The organism is Bacteroides sp. UBA939 (genome assembly GCF_002293435.1).
GTDB lineage: Bacteria > Bacteroidota > Bacteroidia > Bacteroidales > Bacteroidaceae > Bacteroides.
Genome location: NZ_DBDF01000033.1, coordinates 1 through 23,515, shown reverse-complemented (window position 1 = coordinate 23,515; position 23,515 = coordinate 1). Strand labels below are relative to the sequence as shown.

At 45.3% G+C, this 23,515-nt stretch carries 20 protein-coding genes and 1 pseudogene; 14 read left to right on the top strand and 7 right to left on the bottom strand.

Going from position 1 to position 23,515, the window contains the following annotated elements; translation table 11 throughout:
* Positions 1 to 48: 48 nt before the first annotated feature.
* The 5 genes from B2Z67_RS02300 to B2Z67_RS02280 form a co-directional block, all read right to left on the bottom strand.
* Complete coding sequence (locus B2Z67_RS02300) at positions 49 to 1,215, bottom strand: OmpA family protein (protein ID WP_291528203.1); 1,167 nt, start codon at positions 1,213 to 1,215, stop codon at positions 49 to 51.
* 64 nt (positions 1,216 to 1,279) lie between these two features.
* Positions 1,280 to 2,224 (bottom strand): DUF3869 domain-containing protein, encoded by a 945-nt coding sequence (locus B2Z67_RS02295; protein ID WP_291528202.1) that lies wholly within the window; start codon positions 2,222 to 2,224, stop codon positions 1,280 to 1,282.
* A gap of 24 nt (positions 2,225 to 2,248) precedes the next feature.
* The gene (locus B2Z67_RS02290) at positions 2,249 to 3,493 is read right to left on the bottom strand and encodes a hypothetical protein (RefSeq protein ID WP_291528201.1); all 1,245 of its coding nucleotides are present in this window, start codon (positions 3,491 to 3,493) and stop codon (positions 2,249 to 2,251) included.
* A gap of 344 nt (positions 3,494 to 3,837) precedes the next feature.
* Complete coding sequence (locus B2Z67_RS02285; RefSeq protein ID WP_291528200.1) at positions 3,838 to 4,356, bottom strand: SPOR domain-containing protein; 519 nt, start codon at positions 4,354 to 4,356, stop codon at positions 3,838 to 3,840.
* 47 nt (positions 4,357 to 4,403) lie between these two features.
* The gene (locus tag B2Z67_RS02280) at positions 4,404 to 4,814 is read right to left on the bottom strand and encodes a lipocalin-like domain-containing protein (protein WP_291528199.1); all 411 of its coding nucleotides are present in this window, start codon (positions 4,812 to 4,814) and stop codon (positions 4,404 to 4,406) included.
* 626 nt (positions 4,815 to 5,440) lie between these two features.
* Here B2Z67_RS02280 and B2Z67_RS02275 point away from each other — a divergent pair.
* The 3 genes from B2Z67_RS02275 to B2Z67_RS02265 are packed head-to-tail and all read left to right on the top strand — an operon-like array spanning position 5,441 to position 6,306.
* Entirely contained in the window at positions 5,441 to 5,650 is a 210-nt protein-coding gene (locus B2Z67_RS02275) for a YtxH domain-containing protein (protein WP_291528198.1), read from the top strand.
* 28 nt (positions 5,651 to 5,678) lie between these two features.
* A complete protein-coding gene (locus B2Z67_RS02270) occupies positions 5,679 to 6,038 on the top strand; it encodes a phage holin family protein (RefSeq protein WP_291528211.1) in 360 nt (119 codons plus the stop codon).
* A gap of 7 nt (positions 6,039 to 6,045) precedes the next feature.
* Positions 6,046 to 6,306 carry a hypothetical protein gene (locus B2Z67_RS02265; protein WP_291528197.1) on the top strand — a complete coding sequence of 87 codons (261 nt, stop codon included), beginning with the start codon at positions 6,046 to 6,048 and terminating at the stop codon, positions 6,304 to 6,306.
* A 174-nt stretch (positions 6,307 to 6,480) separates the two neighbouring features.
* Here the strand turns inward: B2Z67_RS02265 and B2Z67_RS02260 are convergent, their stop codons facing one another.
* Positions 6,481 to 7,455 (bottom strand): type I phosphomannose isomerase catalytic subunit, encoded by a 975-nt coding sequence (locus tag B2Z67_RS02260; RefSeq protein WP_291528196.1) that lies wholly within the window; start codon positions 7,453 to 7,455, stop codon positions 6,481 to 6,483.
* Positions 7,456 to 7,831: 376 nt separating this feature from the next.
* Here B2Z67_RS02260 and B2Z67_RS02255 point away from each other — a divergent pair, with 376 nt between their 5' ends.
* From B2Z67_RS02255 to galK, 3 genes are read left to right on the top strand one after another with little or no spacing between them, the layout of a single operon-like run.
* The gene (locus B2Z67_RS02255; protein ID WP_291528195.1) at positions 7,832 to 8,929 is read left to right on the top strand and encodes an aldose epimerase family protein; all 1,098 of its coding nucleotides are present in this window, start codon (positions 7,832 to 7,834) and stop codon (positions 8,927 to 8,929) included.
* A gap of 44 nt (positions 8,930 to 8,973) precedes the next feature.
* Positions 8,974 to 10,284, top strand: coding sequence for an MFS transporter (locus B2Z67_RS02250; RefSeq protein WP_291528194.1), 1,311 nt, complete (start codon positions 8,974 to 8,976; stop codon positions 10,282 to 10,284).
* 59 nt (positions 10,285 to 10,343) lie between these two features.
* Positions 10,344 to 11,498, top strand: coding sequence for a galactokinase (gene galK / locus B2Z67_RS02245; protein WP_291528193.1), 1,155 nt, complete (start codon positions 10,344 to 10,346; stop codon positions 11,496 to 11,498).
* Positions 11,499 to 11,674: 176 nt separating this feature from the next.
* Here galK and B2Z67_RS02240 read toward each other — a convergent pair whose 3' ends face one another.
* Positions 11,675 to 13,657 carry an alpha-L-arabinofuranosidase C-terminal domain-containing protein gene (locus tag B2Z67_RS02240; RefSeq protein WP_291528192.1) on the bottom strand — a complete coding sequence of 661 codons (1,983 nt, stop codon included), beginning with the start codon at positions 13,655 to 13,657 and terminating at the stop codon, positions 11,675 to 11,677.
* Positions 13,658 to 14,422: 765 nt separating this feature from the next.
* On the opposite strand from B2Z67_RS02240, the gene B2Z67_RS02235 reads away from it, so the two are divergent.
* The 8 genes and pseudogenes from B2Z67_RS02235 to B2Z67_RS02200 all read left to right on the top strand — a co-directional run bounded on the left by B2Z67_RS02235 (position 14,423) and on the right by B2Z67_RS02200 (position 23,409).
* Positions 14,423 to 14,647 (top strand): hypothetical protein, encoded by a 225-nt coding sequence (locus tag B2Z67_RS02235; RefSeq protein WP_291528191.1) that lies wholly within the window; start codon positions 14,423 to 14,425, stop codon positions 14,645 to 14,647.
* Between the two features lie 255 nt (positions 14,648 to 14,902).
* Positions 14,903 to 15,637: a DUF3667 domain-containing protein gene (locus B2Z67_RS02230; protein WP_291528190.1), complete on the top strand. Its 735-nt coding sequence runs from the start codon at positions 14,903 to 14,905 to the stop codon at positions 15,635 to 15,637.
* Between the two features lie 117 nt (positions 15,638 to 15,754).
* Positions 15,755 to 16,894, top strand: a complete 1,140-nt coding sequence (locus B2Z67_RS02225) for an aldose epimerase family protein (RefSeq protein ID WP_291528189.1) — start codon at positions 15,755 to 15,757, stop codon at positions 16,892 to 16,894.
* A 25-nt stretch (positions 16,895 to 16,919) separates the two neighbouring features.
* A pseudogene (locus tag B2Z67_RS02220) lies at positions 16,920 to 18,621 on the top strand (sodium:solute symporter).
* A gap of 20 nt (positions 18,622 to 18,641) precedes the next feature.
* Positions 18,642 to 19,319: an NUDIX hydrolase gene (locus tag B2Z67_RS02215; RefSeq protein ID WP_291528188.1), complete on the top strand. Its 678-nt coding sequence runs from the start codon at positions 18,642 to 18,644 to the stop codon at positions 19,317 to 19,319.
* A gap of 14 nt (positions 19,320 to 19,333) precedes the next feature.
* Entirely contained in the window at positions 19,334 to 20,017 is a 684-nt protein-coding gene (locus B2Z67_RS02210) for an L-ribulose-5-phosphate 4-epimerase (protein WP_291528187.1), read from the top strand.
* Positions 20,018 to 20,275: 258 nt separating this feature from the next.
* Positions 20,276 to 21,784, top strand: coding sequence for an L-arabinose isomerase (gene araA, locus B2Z67_RS02205; RefSeq protein WP_291528186.1), 1,509 nt, complete (start codon positions 20,276 to 20,278; stop codon positions 21,782 to 21,784).
* 2 nt (positions 21,785 to 21,786) lie between these two features.
* Complete coding sequence (locus B2Z67_RS02200; protein ID WP_291528185.1) at positions 21,787 to 23,409, top strand: xylulokinase; 1,623 nt, start codon at positions 21,787 to 21,789, stop codon at positions 23,407 to 23,409.
* The last annotated feature ends 106 nt before the right edge of the window (positions 23,410 to 23,515 follow it).

The window sequence follows — 23,515 nt, the reverse complement described above, 5'->3', positions numbered from 1 at the left end:
GGAATTCAGACGCCTTCATCTATGTTTCTCAGTTACCTAAGATGTGTATTATTCCAGAATAACCACGCGGTTCAAATAGTTCTTACCGAACATATTAGCTGTACCGCCGAAGCCTACGAGTTCAAGTTGGTCTTTGCTTACACCTTCTTTGAGCAATGCATCGTAAACAGCCTGAGCACGTTTTTCAGACAACTTCTGGTTCCAAGAAGAGCTACCTGTAGCCTTGTCAGCATAACCGGCAATCTTATACTTCTTGCCCGGATTAGCCTTCAGAGTCTTAGCAGCCAACTGGATATTAACCGTACCATAATCATCAATCTGAGCACTACCGATGCGGAAGAAGATAGCACGAGGACCGGCAACTTCAATTTCTTTCACAACTTCCTTAGTTACACCCTTAGCGTTAGCCAAAGCGTTCTTAGCGTTAGCCAAGTCAGCCTGAGCCTGTGCCAATTCACCTCTATACTTGTTAACTTCTTCGTTGATAGCGTTTTGGTCAACTTTCGCTTCGCGAGGAACAAAGCCCTTGCCACCTAAAGTATAAGCAAGTCCTAAGTTCAAGCGACCAGTAGCTTCTGCTTTGCGGCAATCGCTTCCATTACCAAAGATAGAAGGAGTTACACCCAAACGGCCTTCCAATGTAATAGCCAACTTATTGGATACGTTGTAACCGAATCCCAAACCGGCAGTTGCACCTACACGGGCTTTAACACCCTGTGAAGAATAAGCGTATGCAGGAGTAAATTCAACAGCGGTTGGTTCTCCCGGAGTCTGAGTTAAATCTCCCGTTTGGTTATAAGTTACAGTACCACCTACTGCTGTAGAAAAGTTTATTGTGGGACCACCAAACAAGTACACGTCTACTGCACGATTCACGTTCTTATTGCCAAAAAGGCTGTTCAGGTTCAACATTGCATCCAAATTGATTTCACCAAACTTTTTGCAATAGTTGCTATAGCCATGGTTTTGCTTTTCCAGGCTCTGCCATGCACCACTTAGTACACCACGAACCCCCCAAGTCGGAGTTAAATATTTACCAACCTGAAGATTGATGTTGAGAGTTGGTGAGTTGAGACCGTCATTGAAGACTGTCATTGCCCCCACACCGGCACCGATAAATATATTATCGCTTGCCTCCTGCTTCTCTTGTGCATCAACAGTGGCAACACTTGCACCAGCCAAGAGAAGAGACAATATTAAAAATCTATATTTCATTATTCTTTGTTTTTAGGGTAAATAATTCGTTTTTAAAGACCAGACAATATGTCTATTCATTGATTTATTTACCACCAATACCACCACCGGCATTTCCATCATCACCATGACCATGACCATGACCGTGAGTGATTTCTACACCTTCAGCAGTTACTTTAATATCATTACCAGCAACCAGTAATTGATTACCACTTACCTGATAGTTTTTACCTGCAACAGTTGTTTTCAAGGTTACGTCATATACATCTGATGTGGTAATAACAGCAAAGGTTACAGATTTAGCAGGAGCTGTTACAAGGAAAGAGATAGTTCTCAATTCTGTATTCGGTGTGGTAGGAAGACTGTTAATCATATCGCGAAGATTTTGTTTTGCTAATCCCAAGTTAGCTGCATCTTCTTCTCCTGCACGAGTAACAGGGCCTGTCAAAGCCTCAACTTTTTCCAAGAGTTCTGCTTTTTGTTCGGCAGTATAGTATGTACCAAAAGGAACTTTTACATCGCGTGTGTACTCTGTTCCAGGCACAAAATCAGCTGCAAACGTTTCTGTAGCATTGTCTACAACAGCAGGATCATTTGTTTTAGCTCCCACATCAGGCGTAGTAGATTCTTCTACGGCCGACAGTACAAAGCTTACAGGAATAACTACATAAGCGCCTTTCTTAAGAGCAGGTACAGTTACAGTTTTTACAACCGGTGAATATCCGTCTAAAGAAGCTGTTACTGTAAAAGATGTAGGAGCTGTGTAACTAGTTTCAGCCTCTATATCTGATGTTCCATTCTTTTTAAACGTCACACCTTCCAAGGTATTGCCACTTGCCGATGTAGCAGTCAAAACAACATAAGCTATTCCATCCTCAGCTGGCGGAATTACTACAGCCGGAATATCAATGTCAGGAACATTCACATTGAAATCTTCCTTTTCGCAACCAGCCAGCGTAAAGCCAGCTACAATAGCTACGGCCAACGCTGATTTAGCATTAAGGCCTTTCAATAAATTAATTTTTCTCATTTTCTAATTAATTAAAAATAAAACTTAGTTCAATAATTCTGATTTAATAAAATGGGGGTTATATTGGTTCTTTTTCAATATATTATCATCCGCCCTTGTATATGGCATCAGATAATATTTCCGTTCGTTTCCTGCATTATAGGTTGTCCCTGTACCAAAACCGGTGGATACTCTTGGAAAATATCCGTGCCGTTTTTGCCGATAAGGAGGAAGTGCAATGGATATTCTGAATCCGCCATTAGCTCTTGCCTTGTTCGATTTCTCCGCATAGAAACCAACCGCGGCATATCTGAAATACCTTATCATCTCCATTTTCACCCCTATATCCTTTAATAAGTATTGCTCTGCCCGAACTTTAAATTCCGTATTATACTGAGGCCAATAGAAGTTACCGCCAACAGACCAATACCATCTTATTTCGCCATTGTAACGGAAAGGAGCGAAACCGTTGAAATATCCTATTCCTACCAATCCGAACTTTCCCTCCAACGAAAAGCGCTCGTCTTTAAAAGGACGAAATGCACTGACTTCCGCTCCATAGCAATTCGTGTCGAACACACCAACCACGGTTTTCAGCCATACATTGTGTGGCAACCGTACACTCTGATCCAATGTCAAATACCCCCATCGTATATTCTCCATAGCACCGTTATACCCGTCATTGTATGCCGGAAATATAACCTGAGCGGTCAGCTTTGCGCCTTTCCATAACGAAATCTCAACCGCCGGACTAATTTCCAGGCATGCCCGATAGATCTGCGATATGACAAGATTCTTATAATAGAGCTGCGGATACACTAAAATGTCTACCTTAAACAAAGAACTATTTTTCCCCTTTACTTTCCGTGCTTCCTTCCATGATTCGCCTAAGTCATAGCTTACATTCCAGTCCTGGCGGCTCGCTTCAGGAACACTGTCACCGATAATCGGCTTGTAATAAAGCGAAATCTGAGGTATGTTATTATCCAGAACAATTATCCGGCATGGCTTGTTTTCCGGTAATCCCATTTTCTGAATAACGTCTACTGCTTTGCCAATGCCGACTCCATTCAAACGATATGCGGAATTTTGCAGCACGTACACACGTTCTCTGCCGTCTTCCGTCCACCCAACATTCTCAAATCCCATTTCTACCAAGGCATCAACTGTATTGTCTCCCGCCTGACTAAACCCTTTTAAGGGATGCAAACAGAACGAAAAGAGCGCGACACACAATAATACAGTCTTAGTAGTTAGCCACTTTCTCATGTTAGAGCTTCTATACCTCATCTTAATAAAATTAATATTCGTGCCCAATAAGGCATAAATACGATGCAAAAATAGACACTTTTTTAATAATACCAAAGAAATTTACATGAAAAAATAAAATAATGTATCTTTTCTTGCATTATCGACTTTTCAAAAATCATATTCACTAAAGAAGAAGCGATTATGCCACAATGAGAATATTACAAATTGACCACTTTAGATGACATTTATGCTACAGAACATAAAAAAAAGAGGATACATCATTTTTTGATATATTCTCTTTTTATTTAGCCGGCATATTCATAGCTGTAGGAGTTACAGGAGTTAAAGCAGTGATAACTACGATAACTCCTATAGCCCGGATATTACTTAAGGCGATACAACAACCAGGATCCTTGGAAATCCTTACGGTTCGGGTATTTTGCCTTAAAGGCATCACGAGCAGTAGCTGCGGAATTTCTATCGGCAAACGTGCTTACGATTACGCGGTACATGGCTGCTTCCGGATTAAAGGCGACGAAAGCATGGTATCCTTCCTTATCCAGAAAGTTTTTCAGGCTTTCGGCATTCGCTTTCAAACCAAAGCTACCACAAACTACGCTATAATCTTTCAGAGCATCAACGCCTGATACTACCTCTACCCTTTCCTGACGTACAGTGGTAGCAACCGGCACGCTTTCTACGACTTTGACTTCAACCGGAGTACTCGCAACAGGAGTGCTTGCAGCCGGAGTTGCATTTACGGTTCCAACAACCTGAGTTCCCGCCAATTCTTGTTGTTTAGCTTTCTCGTATGCTTTTTTATAAGCACTTTCACTCGATTTACAGGAAGAGAATGACAATGCAATGCACAGTCCCATTCCTAAAACTATCAACTTCTTCATAATCATATTACTTTTGTTAATAAATTCCATATCTAATTGTTTACGACTCAGTATTTACGAAATACATAGCATACATCCGCATGTTCCAGGCGAAGTGACGAGGGCAACAATTCGTTTATTATAAAAGTCCGCTTTCCGTCTTCCCACCCCATATAGTATGCATAGTTTTCGTTATCGATGCTTTCAGGCAGCAAATTAATATAAATTTTATTTTCTTTCAAAGAATAATTCCCAAAAAACGTATCATACTTGCCATTTTTCAGCAAACAGACGGCTGAAAAACTGCCTTTTTGAAAGTTATAGAAAATACTGTCCTGTGGTTTTACGGTTCCGTCAGCATATTGATACTGCCTCAATTGCCATTTATTATCCAAATCGCCGTCGCCATTGTTACAAGCCAATAGCACAAAGGCTATTAAGCTGATAATCAGTAATATCGCACTTTTTTGTCTCCTCATGCAACCTATATTTCGAATAATAAGACAAATGTACACGGAACAATCAAGCCGAGCACTACCCTTATGGTTAAATTTGATTAACTACTGTTTATTTCCTTGGCTTGCATTATTCATGCCGCAGGTTAGTAGCAACTTCGATTCAATGGAAAGAATAATATGCTTATCCGCATGCATACTTGCTCCTTACCCGCTCCTTACCCGCTCCTTTCCAACTCCTCTCTATAGGACACGGAGGAGGTAGGGAGCGGACACGGTTTGGATATGGTTTTGGCAGGTATCGGAACGAATCCATATTGCCGGCTGCAGGTTAAAATAAAGATATTCAGCAACTGTTTTGAGTTTCCTTTTTAAAGATTTACATCAGCTTCTTTTGAGTTTGTTTTCGGTCTGTTTTCCTCTTTTTACTCGTCACATAGCCCGCTATGCTCCTCATAAAAACAGNNATCCTCAAAAACAACTCTCAAAACACTATACATTAGTGTAAATAGTCAAAGATGTTTTGAGTGAAACTAATGCTGAGCAAAATCAAAACAGTTTCTTAAAAAAAAGTGGTTGGAATGAACAACTTCTAAAGAAAATATGTTAGTTTTGTAGTATTAACTTCTAAAATTAAAGAGGAGGACATTATGAAAGGATTAAATGTACTTGCAGCTTTCTTAGGCGGCGCCGCAGTGGGCGCAGCTATCGGTATTTTATTTGCTCCTGAAAAAGGAGAGGACACTCGTCAAAAAATTGCAGAGATTCTCCGCAAAAAGGGTATTCGCTTGAACCGCAGCGAGATGGAAAACCTGGTTGACGAGATTGCAGCAGAGATTAAAGGCGAGATAGGCGAATAAAGAAGTTCAAAAAAACAGAGCCACCATGATGTTTGCAGATGACAAAAGCATTGAGAATTTCCGGCAACTATTCATCGAGTTCAAAAAATATTTGAGCCTGCAAAAGGAATATACCAAACTGGAGCTTACGGAAAAGCTCACGACTTTGCTTTCCACCTTAATATTATTATTAGTGGCGGTCGTATTTGGCATGGTGGCTCTGTTTTACCTATCATTTGCTTTAGCTTATGTCATGGAGCCGCATGTGGGCGGATTAATGGTAAGCTTCAGTATCATTGCCTGCTTCCACATTCTATTGATTCTATTGATAATCATTTTCCGCAAGCGACTCATCATTAGCCCGATGGTGAATTTCATTGCCGGACTATTTTTGGATAATAACAAATAATATCATCATGAACAATCAGTCCGATACCCCCTCTATTACGTTGGAAAGCATCGTGCAGCGAAAATTAGAGTTACGGGAAAAGTTACGCGCACAGCAACAGGTCATGGCGGACATAACGAGAGAGATATTTGAACCTCTTGAGCCTGCCGTCAATAAAGGCAGCGCCATCATGCGGGCTTTCAATACAGGAATGGCTGTATTCGACGGGCTTATGTTAGGATTAAAAATGATGAGAAAGATAAGGCAGAGTTTCAGAACTAAAGAATAAGGCGATTTTATAGGAACTATAGAAGTTAGAGAAGTTATCAGCCAACAAGTTGGCTTGGGAGTTAAAGCCAATACTCAGTAAAGCACATAGCAATACTATCGGCTTTAACTCCTTAATTACTAACAAAGTGATAACTCCTTTAACTCCGGTATGAATAATGCAAGCTAAGAAATGCTATACATACGTTTCGAGCAGTTTCACACCGCCACCCTCCGGAACAATCGTCACCTCCTGTATGGATGCCGGCAACAACACCGTTTCACCTGCGCGAAGCTCAATCTCATTCCGGCTATCGTCCACAACACGACACGCGCCTTCCACGCAAATGAGAATCACAAACGAATCCAGTTCGGAGTAATCACATGTGATGTCTTCAGTCATGTCGTAAAGAGACGTCGTGAAATAAGGGCTTGCAACCAATTCTACCGGTTCATTCTGCAAGTGTTGGTACTCGGTACGAAAATCGTCCTGCACATCAACAAAGTTAATAGCTTCCGTTGCCTGACCGGTATGCAGCTCACGCGACTCGCCATCCTTATCTTTTCTGTTATAATCGAAAATACGATAGGTAATGTCCGAAGTCTGTTGGATTTCGGCAACAAAAGCGCCCGCACCAATACCATGCACCCGGCCTGCAGGAACATAGAACACATCGCCCGGCTTCACGTCACACGTTTGCAGCACATCGGCAAACGTCCCGTCATACACCCTTTCCTTATACTCTTTCGGAGTAATCAGCCTGGAAAAGCCGGAAATCAACTTAGCCCCTTTATCGGCGGACACCACATACCACATTTCATTCTTGCCGAAAGAATTGTGGCGCTTCCTTGCCAATTCATCTCCAGGATGCACTTGGATGGATAAATCCAACCTGGCATCAATGAACTTTATCAATAACGGGAATTTAGTACCGAAGCGCGCATAATTAGCCTCGCCTACAAGATCTTCGCGGTATTTCCGCACCATTTCAGGAAGAGTCAGTCCCTTGTCGGGACCATTGGCAACCACAGATTCATTGTGTTCCACCGCGGACACTTCCCAACTTTCACCTACTCCTGAGAGCACTTCATTCAAATGTTTGAATGCAATAATCTTATCGCCTCCCCAAAGCGTTTGCTTCAGAATAGGCTCAAATTTCAGAGGATACATTCGTAGTTTTTGTTAGAGCTTCAAATTAAGAAAATTACATTTCTTTAGATTAATGCCACAAAAATACAAAAAATATCAATCCGCCTCATAAGAGCCTGTTTAAATTTTGCTCAGCATTGTTTTGAGAGTTATTTTTGAGGGTATTTTTCTGTTTTTATGAGGACCATAGCGGGCTATGTGACGGATAAAAAGAGGAAAACAGACCGGAAATAAGTTCAAAACAAGCTGAATAAAAAACTTTTTGAGCAAAATTTAAACAGGCTCTAAATGTTAAACGCTAAACTTTCCTAAAATGTTCTTCACATTTCAATCTAAACTCTTGGGAGTACGGAAGAATTTCTTTTTATTTGCAAGAAATTAAATAAATAACAGGTATATGATAAACACAGTTCAAACAGAAAGTAACTTGTCAGGTTTAGACAGGGACGATTTTCAAAAGAATATAGATAACAGGAAAACAGATTTATTTATCCTTAAAAACGCTCAGGGCATGGAAGTTGCGGTCACCAACTACGGGTGCGCCATCCTTTCTATTATGGTACCCGACAAAAACGGGAAGTACGCCAATGTGATTTTAGGACACGATAGCATAGACCATGTTGTCAATAGCCCCGAGCCTTTCCTCAACACCATCATCGGCCGTTATGGAAATCGCATCGCCAAAGGGAAATTCACTTTATTTGGAGAAGAGCATGAACTGACAATCAACAATGGTCCCAATTCCCTGCACGGTGGCCCCACAGGTTTTCATGCCAGGGTGTGGGATGCAGTCCAACCGGATCCGACAACCGTGGTGTTCAACTACACATCCGCCGACGGCGAAGAAGGATTCCCGGGAAATCTGGAAGTAGAAATGACCTATCGCCTGGAAAACGAGGCCAATGCACTGGTCATTGAATACCGGGCAACCACCGACAAAGCAACTGTCGTCAACCTTACCAATCACGGCTTCTTCAACCTGGCAGGCATTGCCAACCCCACCCCTACTGTTCTGAACCACACCATTACCATCAACGCTGATTTCTATACTCCCATTGACGAAGTATCCATTCCGACAGGAGAAATCCTGAAAGTAGAAGGTACTCCTATGGATTTCCGCACGCCACATACTATCGGCGAACGCATTGATGATAAGTTCCAGCAACTGATAAATGGCGCCGGTTACGACCATTGCTATGTATTGAACAAGACAGAGAACGGCGAACTAAGCCTTGCCGCCACTTATACGGAACCGGAGAGCGGACGTACCATGGAAGTGTACACCACAGAGAACGGCGTGCAACTTTATACGGGTAACTGGCTGGGTGGTTTCACCGGTGCGCACGGAGCAACTTTCCCCGCCCGCAGCGCCGTGTGCTTTGAAGCCCAATGCTTCCCCGATACGCCAAACAAACCACATTTTCCGTCGGCAATATTGCTTCCGGGCGATGAGTACCAACAAGTGACTATTTACAAGTTCGGCGTACAAGAATAAAATAACTAATCTAATTTTATAATAACTAATAAATTATTAAAACCATGACACAACAAAAGCAGAACGGGAAACTCATCGCGATAATTACGATGATTTTTCTCTTTGGTATGATTTCATTTGTTACTAACCTCGCAGCTCCTATGGGTATTGTGTTGAAAAACCAATTCGGCGTATCCAATGCCCTGGGTATGTTGGGAAACTTCGGTAACTTTATAGCTTACGCAGTAATGGGTATCCCGAGCGGTATCCTGTTGCAACGTGTAGGATATAAGAAGACAGCGCTTATCGCAATAGCTGTTGGCTTCATCGGCGTAGGTATCCAATTCCTGTCCGGTCATTCAAGTCCGGAAATGGCTTTTGCCGTTTACCTGACTGGCGCATTCGTAGCAGGTTTCTCTATGTGCTTACTTAACACGGTGGTAAACCCAATGCTGAACAGCCTTGGCGGCGAAGGCAACAAAGGTAATCAACTTATCCAGGTGGGCGGTTCTTTCAACTCCGTAATGGCTACTATCACCCCGATGTTCGTTGGTATCCTCATCGCAGGTTCTATCGAAAAAGCTACCATTTCGCAGATATTCCCGGTAATGTACACAGCTATGGCGGTATTCGCTTTCGCATTCTTCGTACTTCTGTTTGTGAATATACCGGAACCTAACACTGCTGCTTCAACCGAACCTATCGGCAGACTGATGAAAGGCGCTTTAAAATTCCGTCATTTCGTATTGGGAGCTATCGCAATCTTTGTATATGTGGGCATCGAAGTAGGTGTACCGGGCACCCTGAATCTATTCCTTACCGACTCTGTTGATAAGGGCGGAGCAGGCATCGCTTCCACCATTTCCGGCTTTGTGGTAGGAACATATTGGTTCCTGATGCTGATTGGCCGTCTGGTGGGAGCTTCACTCGGCGCAAGAATTTCCAGCAAAGCGATGATTATCTTCACATCTGCTTTAGGGTTGATTCTGGTATTCCTCGCCATCTTCTCTTCTACAGGAACGCTGATTAATCTGCCCGTGCTTCAACAAGGCGCAACAGGCGGTCTGTCATTCGGTCTTGCAGAAGTACCCATTAACGCCATGTATCTGGTATTAGTCGGCCTCTGTACTTCTATTATGTGGGGTGGTATCTTCAACCTTGCCGTAGAAGGATTAGGCAAATACCTCGCAGCCGCTTCCGGTCTGTTCATGGTGCTGGTTTTTGGTGGTGGTGTCCTGCCTGTTATTCAGGGTTGGGTAGCCGACATTGCCGGTTTCATGCCAAGCTATTGGGTTATCATCATTGCATTGGCTTACTTGCTCTTCTACGGATTGGTAGGTTGCAAGAATGTAAATAAGAACATTCCAGTTGATTAATTTATAAAAATAATAATATCAGGTTATTCATTTATTAACCATATAAATTTGAAAATATCATGGATATAGAGCACGTAAGAAGTCGTTTCATCAAACACTTTGATGGAACGACAGGAGCGGTCTACGCTTCTCCGGGACGCATCAATCTTATTGGTGAACATACGGATTATAATGGTGGGTTCGTATTCCCCGGGGCAATTGACAAAGGCATGATTGCTGAAATAAAACCAAACAACACAGACATTGTAAAAGCTTATTCCATTGACCTGAAGGATTATGTGGAATTCGGTTTGAAAGAGGAGGATGCTCCCCGTGCAAGCTGGGCCAGATATATCTTCGGTGTATGCCGCGAGATGATTAAGCGTGGCGTTGATGTAAAGGGCTTCAACACAGCATTTTCCGGTGATGTGCCTTTGGGTGCGGGTATGTCTTCGTCTGCCGCTTTGGAAAGTACGTATGCTTTCGCTCTGAATGAATTGTTCGGAGAAAACAAAATAGACAAGTTCGAGCTGGCTAAAGTAGGACAAGCTACGGAACATAACTATTGTGGTGTAAAATGTGGTATTATGGACCAATTTGCCTCTATATTTGGCAAGAAAGGTAGCTTGATCCGTTTGGATTGCCGTTCATTGGAGTATCAATACTTCCCATTCAATCCGCAAGGATATCGTCTGGTATTGGTAGATTCTGTAGTGAAACATGAGTTGGCTTCATCGGCATACAACAAACGTCGCCAGAGCTGCGAGGCTGCTGTTGCTGTTATCAAAGAGAAACACCCGCACGTAGAATTCCTGCGCGACTGTACTATGGAAATGCTGCAAGAGTCAAAAGCTGGAATCAGCGAAGAGGACTACATGCGTGCAGAGTATGTAATCGAAGAAATCCAACGCGTACTCGACGTTTGCGACGCTTTGGAAAAAGGTGATTACGAAACTGTAGGCCAGAAGATGTACGAAACACATCATGGCATGAGCAAGCTTTACGAAGTAAGCTGCGAAGAACTCGACTTCCTGAATGACCTTGCATTTGACTGTGGCGTAACAGGTTCTCGCGTAATGGGCGGTGGCTTCGGTGGCTGTACTATCAACTTGGTGAAAGATGAACTGTATGATACGTTCATTCAGAACGCTAAAACCAAGTTCAAAGAGAAATTCGGCAGAAGCCCGAAAGTCTATGATGTAGTCATCAGTGACGGTGCACGTAAATTAGCTTAAAGCAAGCACACCAATTTAAAAGGGCGTCTTCCCATGATTGGGAAGGCGCCCTTCTCTTGTTAACAATACCTATATGAACTGACAGTGATAGTCTTTTTAAAACCATATATTTTGAAGAAATTCCTCAAACTTACAAAATATCGGTAGTTTGAGGAATTTCATCTATTCTCTAACCATCATCCTTTCTTAAAAATATAAACGGCAAACGTTTTGGGTTCCAGCTCTACATTCAGCACTTGTCCATCGATGGACACCGAAGTCTCCTGGGGCTGAATGGCAAACGGCTGTTCAATCGTATTCTCTCTCTCCGGGTCAGCAGAGCGAAGCTTGATGCAACGTCCGCCGGACAATACTTCCTGTTTCTTTAATCCTTCAAACTTCAATGATAAAGGTTGAGCCTTATCAGAAGTATTGGCAACCTTCACTATGATTTCTTGCTTATCCTTATCGAAAACGGCACTCGCAAACAACCCGTTCTGACCTTCGGCACCGGTTACCGGCTTCTTGTTCATAGTCAGAGAAAGCACATTAGTTCCCTTGTGATGCCCATAAAGCTGCTGCACGTAGTAACTTACAGTGCGGACAGAATTCAGATTATCAAACCAAATCATGTCCGGACGCCATTGCCAACCCTCTACATGGGCAAACAAAGGCGCATAAGTGGCCATGTGTACAATGTCCGCATTGCGCTCCAATCCGGTCATGAATGCAGCCTCAAGCAAGGCGGCATTGAAATGATTCCATTTCTTACCTCTACCATGACAGGCGTACTCACCTGCAAATACTTTCGGACCTTTACGGTCGTAGTTATCATAGCGGGCACCCTGATTCAGGAACCAATCTTCAGGACGATAGAAATGCTCATCCACCAAGTCTACTTTCAGACGTTTCATTTCCGGCCACAGATATTCGAATTGTTCTCCTTCTGAATTCGGGCCGGAGCTTCCGATAACCTTAATCTCCGGATAGGCTTTACGGATAGCCTTGATAAAGGGTTCGAGGTGTGCGGGATATTCCGGTCCCCACTGTTCGTTACCTATACCTATGAATTTCAGGTTGAACGGTGCAGGATGCCCCATATCGGCACGAAGCTTTCCCCATTCCGTGGTTATATCTCCATTGGCAAACTCTATCAGGTCGAGTGCATCCTGCACATAGCTATCCAAATCGCAGACAGCCACATGCGCTTCGGCATCCGAGTTCTGGAACTGGCAAGCCAGGCCGCAACTCAATACCGGAAGCGGCTCTGCTCCTATTTCTTCCGACAGTTGGAAGAATTCAAAGAATCCCAATCCATAGCTTTGGAAATAATCGGGATAGAAACGATGCGGGAAAGTATATTCCCAACGGTTTTCATTCAGCGGACGATTCTCTACCTTACCTACCGACTTCTTCCAGTCATAGCGCGTAGCCAAGTCCGTTCCTTCTACGATACACCCGCCGGGAAAGCGGAACACACCCGGTTTGATATCAGCCAAAGCTTGTGCAAGGTCTTTACGCAAACCGTTCTCGTGCCCTTTCCAGGTATCGACGGGGAAGAGGGAGACATGCTCCAAATCGACCGTACCCTTCGATGCCAGGAAGATACGAAGAGTTGCCTTAGGGTTCGTCACTGCCGGTTTCAGGATAACCTGATACTTTTTCCAATCTTTTGAATCAATTGTCAACGTCGCGGTAGCAAAAGCATGTTGCTCGCCCATAGACTTGGTATCCACCAGTTCTATACGTATTCTTTCCGACGTCCCACCTTCGGGCAAACGCGCCCATACAGAGAAGCGATACTCCTCTCCTGCCTTTACGCCGATGCCGAAGAAACCTTCATTGTCCAGTCCGGTATGCTTATGCGCATGCCCGGGATAGGCTAAACGAACATAATGCGGATTCCTCTCAAAAGGGCCGTCAGCTTGCAGAGTCACATTGCCGAAGGTTTTCCAGCCCATCAGGTGCTGGGGGAATTCAAACGAACGGTTCTTCACCAACTCGGCATAAAGCCCGCCGTCGGCGGCATAGTTGATATCCTCAAAGAATAGCCCATACATGGTAGGCTGAATCTCCGCGCCTAATTTCCTGGTTTGTATCACAAACTCATTGGTTTGCGCCTGAACCGCCATTCCTGCGGTAAGGGTCAGCGCCGCTAATAATCTGATGTGTCTTTTCATGATTTCAAAATAAATATATTAATATTGATTATTTAGTTCTTTTCCCCCATTCAGATTCTTCACCACTTCATCGTCGAGCGTCAATTGCAGGGATTGCCTGTCTTCGGCAAAGTCCCGAGCTCCTCGATTCTCTCCCAACAGCCCGTCTTACTCTATACATAGAAGATGGGGCATGTTCCATTCCTCTTCTTGCAATTCGCCCTCGCCCCATCTGTGGTGAATACTGTACAATGCGCTGTTCCGGTCCACCCCGGATGGTTCTTAATGCAATAAGGGGCGGTCAATATAGGAAAAATATTCGTAGTATCTTTCATTTCTTTGCTAAAATCAGGGCGACTGCTCTAAAATTTCATTCGCCTACGGAATAGATATTATGTATGAGTCTCTGCTACGATAGCACCGAATTCAGGTGAACAGGTATGCGGACGATACGGAATAAGGCGGATGAACACGAATTCTTTTTTCTCAAATGGGTAACTTATGCTCGAACTGAGACGCAGAGTTTTTTCTTTATTAAACACAGAGGCGCAGAGACACTGAGAGTTCTTTTCTCTGCGACGTAGTCGCCCTCTCCGTGTACTCAGGTTCAGTTTCTCTTCTTAAAAGAAAATAAACTCTGTGCCTCTGCGCCTCTGTGTTTAATAAAGAAAAACTCTCTGTGTTCAGTTCATGAACTACTTCATCCTACATGATGTACGAACAGAACATAGATAACTATAGACCTTATGGTACAATCATACCCAATGATTGTAGGAATCATACCCAATGATTGTGGCAATCATACCCAATGATTCCTACCACACTATACGAGCGTTCTATGATGAGGTCTACCATCAAGTACACTCCATCACCCGGAGAATTAAGAAAAGAACCTGCGTTCGTCCGCCTTATTCCGCATTCATCCGCGCCCCCATTCCGCATTCGTCCGCCTTATTCCGCATCGTCCGCTTCCCCATTCCCGGTCGTCCGCTTCCCCATTCCCACCGCTAAATTCCCGGTTATCAGTTCAGTGTTCTCATAGCAGATACTCATATCATAATAACTTCAGTTCCGGCAACGAATAGAATTTTGGTGCAATTGCCCTAATTCTCCAAATATTTAGTACTTTTGTTTGCGAAAAGAAAAACCCTATGATTTGAATTATCCTTTTCACATATTGCATATATGAGATAATTATCGCGCCATTTTTTGAGTTAGTAGCAATTCCAGGAAGGCAGACAACGTTAAATAAAATAAGAAATACAAATGAATACTTGTAAAAATTGTAATGAGCCGGTGAATGAAAATCATGGTTCAAACCATGGACAACCCACTGAAATAGAAAAAATCAACCGGCGATATATTCTGAATGAAATTGCGGATGTTTTATTTGTAAACAGTGGAATGTTTTATACCATAAAAAGCCTGCTTACAAACCCGGGAACAAGTATCAGACGTTATATCACCGAAGATAGAAGCCGACTTATAAGACCAATTTCATTTATCGTTGTAACTTCATTAATTTATACAATTATAAGTTATTTTTTTCCATTGGACGTTGAAAACTATGTCACATCATACGGGGACATATCGAATGGCCAGAAAGAAATGAATCGGACTATATTAGCTATTACAAAATGGACACAGGAAAACACAGGTTATACAAACCTGTTGATAGGCTTTTTTATGGCATTCGGAGTAAAAGTGTGTTTTAGAAAAGCCGGATACAACCTTTCTGAAATCTATGTTCTCTTATGCTACGTGTTTGGACTAACAACCTTGATTGATACCGCAAGTTTAATTTTTCAAGCAGCAACTCATTTGAATCTAATGAATTTCCTATTGGTTATTGATATGGTTTATATCACATGGGCAACCGGACAATTCTTTAACGAAAAAAAGGCAGCGAGTTACATAAAGGCATTACTATCTTTTATACTTGGTTTCATAATCCTTACTTTTTTAATGACACTGCCTATAGTTATATTCATCCATTCATAATACTTTTTCCCCTTTTATGTTACATAACATATAGTAGTGTAGTTGACACACTCAATTAAAGTGTTACTTTTACACCCATAATAGCATAATTATCTCATTTACATTAAAAATAGAAGCATGAAAAACAATTTTGTACTTGCAGGAATTGCCGCGCTGATGTTAGCTGCGTGCAATAACAAGCCGGCGCAGGAGTTGACGTTGTCAGGACTCGACCCGGTGAATTTTCAAACGGAAGTGAACAATGCCAAGACGAATCTTTATACCTTAAAGAATAAGTCGGGCATGGAAGTATGCATCACCAACTTTGGTGGGCGCATCGTTTCTATTATGGTGCCCGATAAAGACGGGAATATGAAGGACGTTGTTCTGGGGTTCGACAGCATTGCCGATTACGTAAACATCCCAAGTGACTTCGGCGCCTCTATCGGCCGTTATGCAAACCGCATCAGCCAGGGAAGAATCGTACTGGATGGAGACACTATCCAATTGCCACGGAATAACTTCGGGCACTGTCTGCATGGCGGCCCCAGAGGTTGGCAATATAAGGTATATGAAGCTAACCCGATTGACGACACTACCTTGGAGTTGACATGCACGTCACCCGACGGAGACGAGAACTTCCCCGGCAACGTAACTGCCAAAGTACTTTTCAAACTGACGGATGACAACGCTATAGATATAAAGTATAGCGCCACCACAGATAAGAAAACGGTTATCAACATGACCAACCACTCCTATTTCAACTTATCGGGCAATCCCGCAAAGGCTGCAACAGACCATATATTATATGTGAACGCAGATAATTATACTCCGGTAGACAGCACATTTATGACTACAGGAGAAATTGTAACGGTGAAGGATACTCCGATGGATTTCACTACTCCCAAGACCGTAGGACAAGATATCACGAACTATGATTTCGACCAGCTGAAGAATGGAAACGGCTACGACCACAACTGGGTGCTGAACACCAAAGGAGATATCACCCAGTTAGCCTCCAAACTGACTTCACCGGAAAGCGGCATCACACTGGAAGTGTACACCAACGAACCGGGCATACAGGTTTATTCGGGTAACTTCCTGGATGGCACCGTTACCGGCAAGAAAGGTATCACCTACAACCAACGCGCTTCCGTTTGTCTGGAGACACAACACTATCCCGACAGTCCTAATAAGCCGGAATGGCCCAGCGTTGTACTGGAACCGGGACAGACTTACAACAGCGAATGTATTTTCAAGTTCTCAGTCGAGAAATAATAGTAAACTCTAAAATATAAATATTGTGGGAACATTAGATTGGATTGTTATCGGAGTCTTTGCAGCAGCTCTGATTGGTATCATTGTTTGGGTAGTCAAACAAAAGCAAAACGACTCGGCAGATTATTTCTTGGGTGGACGTGACGCCACCTGGCTTGCTATTGGTGCATCTATTTTTGCATCCAACATCGGTTCGGAACACCTCATAGGACTGGCGGGAGCAGGAGCTTCCAGCGGTATGGCTATGGCTCACTGGGAAATCCAGGGATGGATGATTCTTATTCTGGGATGGGTATTCGTACCTTTCTATTCAAGGAGTATGGTATTTACGATGCCGGAATTCCTGGAACGTCGCTACAACCCGCAATCACGTACCATATTGTCCGTTATCTCCCTCATCAGCTATGTGCTGACCAAGGTTGCGGTTACGGTATATGCCGGCGGATTGGTTTTCCAACAAGTATTCGGTATCGAGACGCTTTGGGGAATTGACTTCTTCTGGATTGCAGCTATCGGCCTGGTTCTGATAACCGCATTATATACAATCTTTGGCGGTATGAAGTCGGTTCTTTATACCTCCGTACTGCAAACACCTATTTTATTATTAGGCTCGTTGATTATCCTCGTCCTCGGTTTCAAAGAACTGGGCGGATGGGACGAGATGATGCGCGTTTGCGGTGCAGTAACCGTGAATGACTATGGCAACACAATGACCGAATTGATTCGTAGTAACGGCGACCCTAACTTCCCCTGGCTGGGAGCACTGGTAGGTTCTGCCATCATCGGTTTCTGGTACTGGTGTACCGACCAGTTCATCGTGCAACGCGTACTCTCCGGCAAGAACCAGAAAGAAGCACGCCGTGGTACTATCTTCGGCGCCTACCTGAAACTGTTGCCCGTATTCCTGTTCCTTATTCCGGGTATGATTGCCTTTGCATTGCATCAGAAGTACATCGGCGCCGGCGGCGAAGGCTTCCTGCCGATGATGGACAGCGGTATGGCAAATGCCGATGCAGCTTTCCCGACACTGGTGGCAAAACTGTTGCCGGCAGGTGTTAAGGGCCTGGTAGTTTGCGGTATCCTGGCGGCTTTGATGAGTTCGCTGGCATCCCTGTTCAATTCTTCCGCCATGCTGTTCACAATTGACTTCTACAAACGCTTCAAGCCCAAGACATCTGAGAAGAAACTGGTAGTTATCGGTCAGATAGCAACCGTGGTGATTGTGGTTCTGGGTATCTTGTGGATTCCCATCATGCGCAGCGTAGGCGACGTGCTTTATACTTACCTGCAAGACGTACAGTCTGTTCTGGCACCGGGTATCGCCGCAGCCTTCCTGTTGGGTATCTGCTGGAAACGTACTTCGGCACAGGGCGGTATGTGGGGATTGATTGCCGGTATGGTTATCGGTCTGACACGCCTGGGCGCCAAGGTGTACTACAGCAATGCAGCCGATGTGGTAGGCGGCACATTCAAATACCTGTTCTATGATATGAACTGGTTGTTCTTCTGCGGNNTGCGGATGGATGTTCCTGTTCTGTATCATTGTGGTTATCTTAGTCAGTCTTGCCACCAAAGCGCCGGCTGCGGAGAAGATACAGGGATTGGTATTCGGAACTTCTACTCCGGCGCAGAGAGCAGAGACACGCGCCAGTTGGAATCGTTGGGACATTATCCACACGGTTATCATTCTGGGTATCACGGTTGCTTTCTATATCTATTTCTGGTAAGTGACGATTGAATCATATATATGAATAAATATTATAGTTCAAATCCAACCTTCTTCGTTGCTATCGATTGCATTATCTTCGGTTTCAACGAAGGAGAGTTGAACTTGCTGCTACTGAAACGGAATTTTCAGCCGGCAATGGGCGAATGGTCTCTGATGGGTGGATTTGTGCAACAAGATGAGAGCGTGGATGATGCCGCCAAGCGTGTACTGGCAGAGCTGACCGGATTGGAGAATGTATATATGGAGCAGGTAGGCTCGTTCGGCGAAGTGGAACGCGACCCGGGCGAGCGGGTTATTTCCATTGCCTACTACGCCCTGATAAACATCAACGAGTACGACCGCGAACTGGTACACCAGCATAATGCTTACTGGATAAACATCAACGAACTGCCTCCCCTGATATTCGACCATCCGCTGATGGTGGAGCAGGCACGGAAACTGATGCAGCAAAAAGCGTCCACAGAACCTATCGGCTTCAATCTGTTGCCGAAGTTATTCACCCTGTCTCAGTTGCAAAGCCTCTACGAGGCCATTTACGGCGAACTGATAGACAAGCGTAACTTCCGCAAACGGATAGCCGAAATGGATTACATCGAGAAAACGGATAAGATTGATAAAACAGGTTCTAAACGCGGAGCCGCCTTGTACAAGTTCAACGAAAAGGCATACCGCAAGGCACCTAAATTCAAATTGTGAGACAGTAGACAAGTATGTTGGAAGAACTGAAAGAAAAAGTATTCCGTGCCAACCTTGAGTTGGTGAAGCATGGACTGGTTATCTTCACCTGGGGAAACGTATCCGCCATCGACCGTGAGTCGGGACTGGTAGTCATCAAACCCAGCGGTGTGAGTTACGACGATATGAAGGCGGAAGACATGGTAGTAGTAGACCTCGACGGGCGGGTGGTGGAAGGACGGTTGAAGCCGTCATCGGACACCCCTACCCACGTGGCGCTCTACAAGGCATTCCCTGAAATAGGCGGTGTGGTACATACCCACTCTACGTATGCCACTGCCTGGGCGCAAGCCGGATGTGACATTCCGAATATCGGGACTACACATGCCGATTACTTCCACGATGCCATACCCTGCACGGCAGATATGACGAAGGAAGAAGTAGAGGGCGCTTATGAGATGGAAACCGGAAACGTTATCGTGAAGCGTTTCGAGGGATTGAATGCTGCGCATACACCCGGAGTGTTGGTGAAGAACCACGGCCCTTTCTCGTGGGGGAAAGATGCGAACGATGCCGTACACAATGCAGTGGTGATGGAGCAGGTGGCTAAGATGGCGAGCATAGCGTATGCCGTCAACCCTAAGCTAACGATGAATCCGTTGCTGATTGAGAAGCATTTTAATCGCAAGCATGGGGCGAATGCCTATTATGGACAATGAAAACTTATGTTTAAACACAGGAGGACAATATTTAAACACAGAGACACGGAGACACAGAGTTTTTTTTCTCTGCTACGTAGTCGCCTTCTCTGTGTACTCAGGTTCAGGTTCTCTTTCTTAAAAGAAAGAAAAAACTCTGTGACTCTGTGTCTCTGTGTTCAAATATAAATCCTCTGTGTTCAAGTATAAATCCTCATTTATCACTTTAGTAGTATGATATCATATAAACAAAAAACAAGAATTAAAAATCAATGAATTATGAATGCATTTGAACAATATGAAGTATGGTTCGTAACAGGAGCACAGCTCTTGTACGGAGGCGATGCAGTTATCGCAGTAGACGCACACAGCAACGAAATGGTAGCAGGGCTGAATGCCAGCGGAAACCTGCCCGTGAAAGTAGTATATAAAGGTACGGTAAACTCCTCCAAAGAAGTAACCGCCACCTTCAAGGCCGCCAACAACGACGAGAAATGTATCGGTGTCATCACTTGGATGCACACCTTCTCTCCCGCAAAGATGTGGATTCACGGCCTGCAAGAGTTGAAGAAACCACTACTACACTTCCATACACAGTTCAACAAGGGAATCCCCTGGGATACAATGGACATGGACTTCATGAACCTCAACCAGTCCGCCCACGGCGACCGTGAGTTCGGCCATATCGTAACCCGTATGCGCAAGAACCGCAAAGTAGTCGTAGGACACTGGCAAGACGAAAAAGCACAAGGCCAGATTGCCGCCTGGATGCGCGTTTGCGCAGGATGGGCGGATGCGCAGGACATGCTGATTATCCGCTTCGGCGACCAAATGAACAACGTAGCCGTAACAGACGGCGATAAGGTAGCTGCCGAGCAAGTACTGGGCTACCACGTAGACTATTGCCCGATAAACGACCTGATGAAGTACTACAACGCCGTAGAAGACAAAGACGTACAAGCGCTTGTCGACATCTACTTCAAGCAATACGACCACGCCCCCGAACTGGAAAAAGCCGGAACAGAGGCTTACGTAAAAGTATGGAACTCCGCAAAGGCAGAAGTTGCCCTCCGCCGCATATTGAAAGATACAGGTGCAAAGGCATTCACCACCAACTTCAACGATCTTGGTGACTTCGACCAGATTCCGGGATTGGCATCGCAACGCCTGATGGAAGAAGGCTACGGTTTCGGCGCAGAAGGCGACTGGAAAACAGCAGCACTGTACCGCACCACTTGGGTTATGAGCCAGGGAATGCCGAAGGGATGTTCCTTCCTCGAAGACTATACACTAAACTTCGACGGCGAAAAGAGCGCCATCCTGCAAGCGCACATGCTCGAAATCTGTCCGCTGATAGCCGAAGCCAAACCCAAGTTGGAAGTACACCGCCTCAGCATCGGTATCGACAGCGAGACGGCGCGCCTCGTATTCACCAGCAAGCAAGGCACAGGCGTAGCCGCCACCATTGTAGACCTGGGCAACCGTTTCCGCCTTATCGTGAACAAGGTAGAATGCATCAAGAGCAAGCCGCTGCCGAAACTTCCCGTTGCCAGCGCACTGTGGATTCCGATGCCAAACCTCGAAGTAGGCGCAGCAGCCTGGATTCTGGCAGGCGGCACCCACCATACCAGCTTCTCGTACGACCTGACCGTGGAATACTGGGAAGACTACGCCGAGATGGCAGGCATCGAAATGGTAGTTATCGACGAAAGCACCACCATCAGCGAGTTCAAGAAGGAACTGCGCATGAATGAAGTATATTACATGTTGAACAAAGCACTCAGTTGATTATGAAACCGGATGCAAAATCAACCATCGAAGCAGGCAAAGCCATTCTGGGCATAGAGTTCGGCTCTACCAGAATCAAGGCTGTGCTGATTGACGGAGACAACAAACCCATCGCCCAGGGCAGCCACACGTGGGAAAACCAGTTGGTGGACGGACTTTGGACGTACAGCATGGACGCCATCTGGCACGGGTTGCAGGATTGTTATGCCGACCTCCGCTCGAACGTGAAGCAACTGTACGGCACAGAGATAGAGACTTTGGCGGCAATCGGCGTCAGCGCCATGATGCATGGTTACATGGCGTTCAACGGGAAAGAAGAGATTCTCGTCCCCTTCCGCACGTGGAGAAATACCAATACGGGGCAGGCGGCAGAGGCTTTGTCGTCGCTGTTTGTCTACAACATCCCGTTGAGATGGAGCATTTCACACCTGTATCAGGCAATCCTGAACGGCGAAACGCACGTGAAAGACATTGATTATCTGACAACCCTTGCCGGATACATCCACTGGCAGATGACGGGCAAAAAGGTGCTGGGCATAGGTGATGCATCGGGTATGCTCCCCATCGACCCGGTTACCAAGGACTATTCCGCCCCGATGGTTGCCAAGTTCGATGAACTGGTAGCTCCCAAACAGTACGGTTGGAAACTGCTCGACATTCTGCCCGAAGTATTGCCGGCGGGTGAAAACGCCGGATTCCTCACCGCAGAGGGAGCCGCAAAGCTCGACACGTCGGGCCATCTGAAAGCAGGAACCCCCGTATGCCCGCCCGAAGGGGATGCCGGCACGGGCATGGTGGCGACTAACGCCGTCAGGCAGCGCACCGGAAACGTATCGGCAGGCACATCGTCATTCTCCATGATTGTATTGGAGAAAGACCTGTCCAAGCCCTACGAAATGATTGATATGGTTACCACTCCCGACGGAAGCCCCGTAGCCATGGTGCATTGCAACAACTGCACTTCCGACCTCAACGCGTGGGTCAACCTCTTCAAAGAGTACCAGGAGCTTCTGGGCATACCCGTGGACATGAACCAGGTGTACGAGAAACTCTACAGCCATGCGCTTACGGGCGATGCGGATTGCGGAGGACTGGTTTCCTTCAACTACGTATCGGGCGAACCCGTTACAGGGCTTACCGACGGCAGACCGATGTTTGTACGTTCGGCAAACGATAGGTTCAACCTCGCCAACTTCATGCGGGCGCACCTGCACGCTTCTGTCGGCGTACTCAAGATTGGTAACGACATTCTTTTCAAAGAAGAGCAGGTAAAGGTAGACAGAATCACCGGGCACGGAGGGTTGTTCAAGACCCGGAACGTAGGCCAGCGGGTACTTGCGGCAGCACTGAACTCGCCCATTTCCGTTATGGAAACAGCCGGCGAAGGCGGCGCCTGGGGTATTGCCCTGCTGGGTTCTTACCTGGTGAACAACGAGAAAGGCCAACCGCTTGCCGCATTCCTCGACGAACAGGTATTCAGCGGAGATGCAGGCATCGAGATATCGCCTACGCCCGAAGATGTGAAAGGCTTCGGCGAATACATCGAGAACTATAAGGCGGCGTTGCCCATTGAGGAAGCGGCGGTCAAGTTCAAAGGTGCATGCGGTACGTGCGCAGCCGGCTGACGTAATCTCACTCCCATACTTAGCCTATCTCACTATACGACTGAGGGTATCTCAGTCGTATACTTAGACTACCTCAGTCGTATACTTAGACTACCCCCTCTCAGAA

Coding starts and splice junctions, on each gene's coding strand:
- B2Z67_RS02225 (WP_291528189.1), top strand. CDS start 15,755: ATGAAAAACAATTTTGTACTTGCAGGAATTGCCGCGCTGATGTTAGCT.
- B2Z67_RS02280 (WP_291528199.1), bottom strand. CDS start 4,814: ATGAGGAGACAAAAAAGTGCGATATTACTGATTATCAGCTTAATAGCC.
- B2Z67_RS02295 (WP_291528202.1), bottom strand. CDS start 2,224: ATGAGAAAAATTAATTTATTGAAAGGCCTTAATGCTAAATCAGCGTTG.
- galK (WP_291528193.1), top strand. CDS start 10,344: ATGGATATAGAGCACGTAAGAAGTCGTTTCATCAAACACTTTGATGGA.
- B2Z67_RS02200 (WP_291528185.1), top strand. CDS start 21,787: ATGAAACCGGATGCAAAATCAACCATCGAAGCAGGCAAAGCCATTCTG.
- B2Z67_RS02300 (WP_291528203.1), bottom strand. CDS start 1,215: ATGAAATATAGATTTTTAATATTGTCTCTTCTCTTGGCTGGTGCAAGT.
- B2Z67_RS02270 (WP_291528211.1), top strand. CDS start 5,679: ATGTTTGCAGATGACAAAAGCATTGAGAATTTCCGGCAACTATTCATC.
- B2Z67_RS02250 (WP_291528194.1), top strand. CDS start 8,974: ATGACACAACAAAAGCAGAACGGGAAACTCATCGCGATAATTACGATG.
- B2Z67_RS02260 (WP_291528196.1), bottom strand. CDS start 7,455: ATGTATCCTCTGAAATTTGAGCCTATTCTGAAGCAAACGCTTTGGGGA.
- B2Z67_RS02285 (WP_291528200.1), bottom strand. CDS start 4,356: ATGAAGAAGTTGATAGTTTTAGGAATGGGACTGTGCATTGCATTGTCA.
- B2Z67_RS02210 (WP_291528187.1), top strand. CDS start 19,334: ATGTTGGAAGAACTGAAAGAAAAAGTATTCCGTGCCAACCTTGAGTTG.
- B2Z67_RS02230 (WP_291528190.1), top strand. CDS start 14,903: ATGAATACTTGTAAAAATTGTAATGAGCCGGTGAATGAAAATCATGGT.
- B2Z67_RS02215 (WP_291528188.1), top strand. CDS start 18,642: ATGAATAAATATTATAGTTCAAATCCAACCTTCTTCGTTGCTATCGAT.
- araA (WP_291528186.1), top strand. CDS start 20,276: ATGAATGCATTTGAACAATATGAAGTATGGTTCGTAACAGGAGCACAG.
- B2Z67_RS02240 (WP_291528192.1), bottom strand. CDS start 13,657: ATGAAAAGACACATCAGATTATTAGCGGCGCTGACCCTTACCGCAGGA.
- B2Z67_RS02265 (WP_291528197.1), top strand. CDS start 6,046: ATGAACAATCAGTCCGATACCCCCTCTATTACGTTGGAAAGCATCGTG.
- B2Z67_RS02275 (WP_291528198.1), top strand. CDS start 5,441: ATGAAAGGATTAAATGTACTTGCAGCTTTCTTAGGCGGCGCCGCAGTG.
- B2Z67_RS02255 (WP_291528195.1), top strand. CDS start 7,832: ATGATAAACACAGTTCAAACAGAAAGTAACTTGTCAGGTTTAGACAGG.
- B2Z67_RS02290 (WP_291528201.1), bottom strand. CDS start 3,493: ATGAGGTATAGAAGCTCTAACATGAGAAAGTGGCTAACTACTAAGACT.
- B2Z67_RS02235 (WP_291528191.1), top strand. CDS start 14,423: ATGATTGTGGCAATCATACCCAATGATTCCTACCACACTATACGAGCG.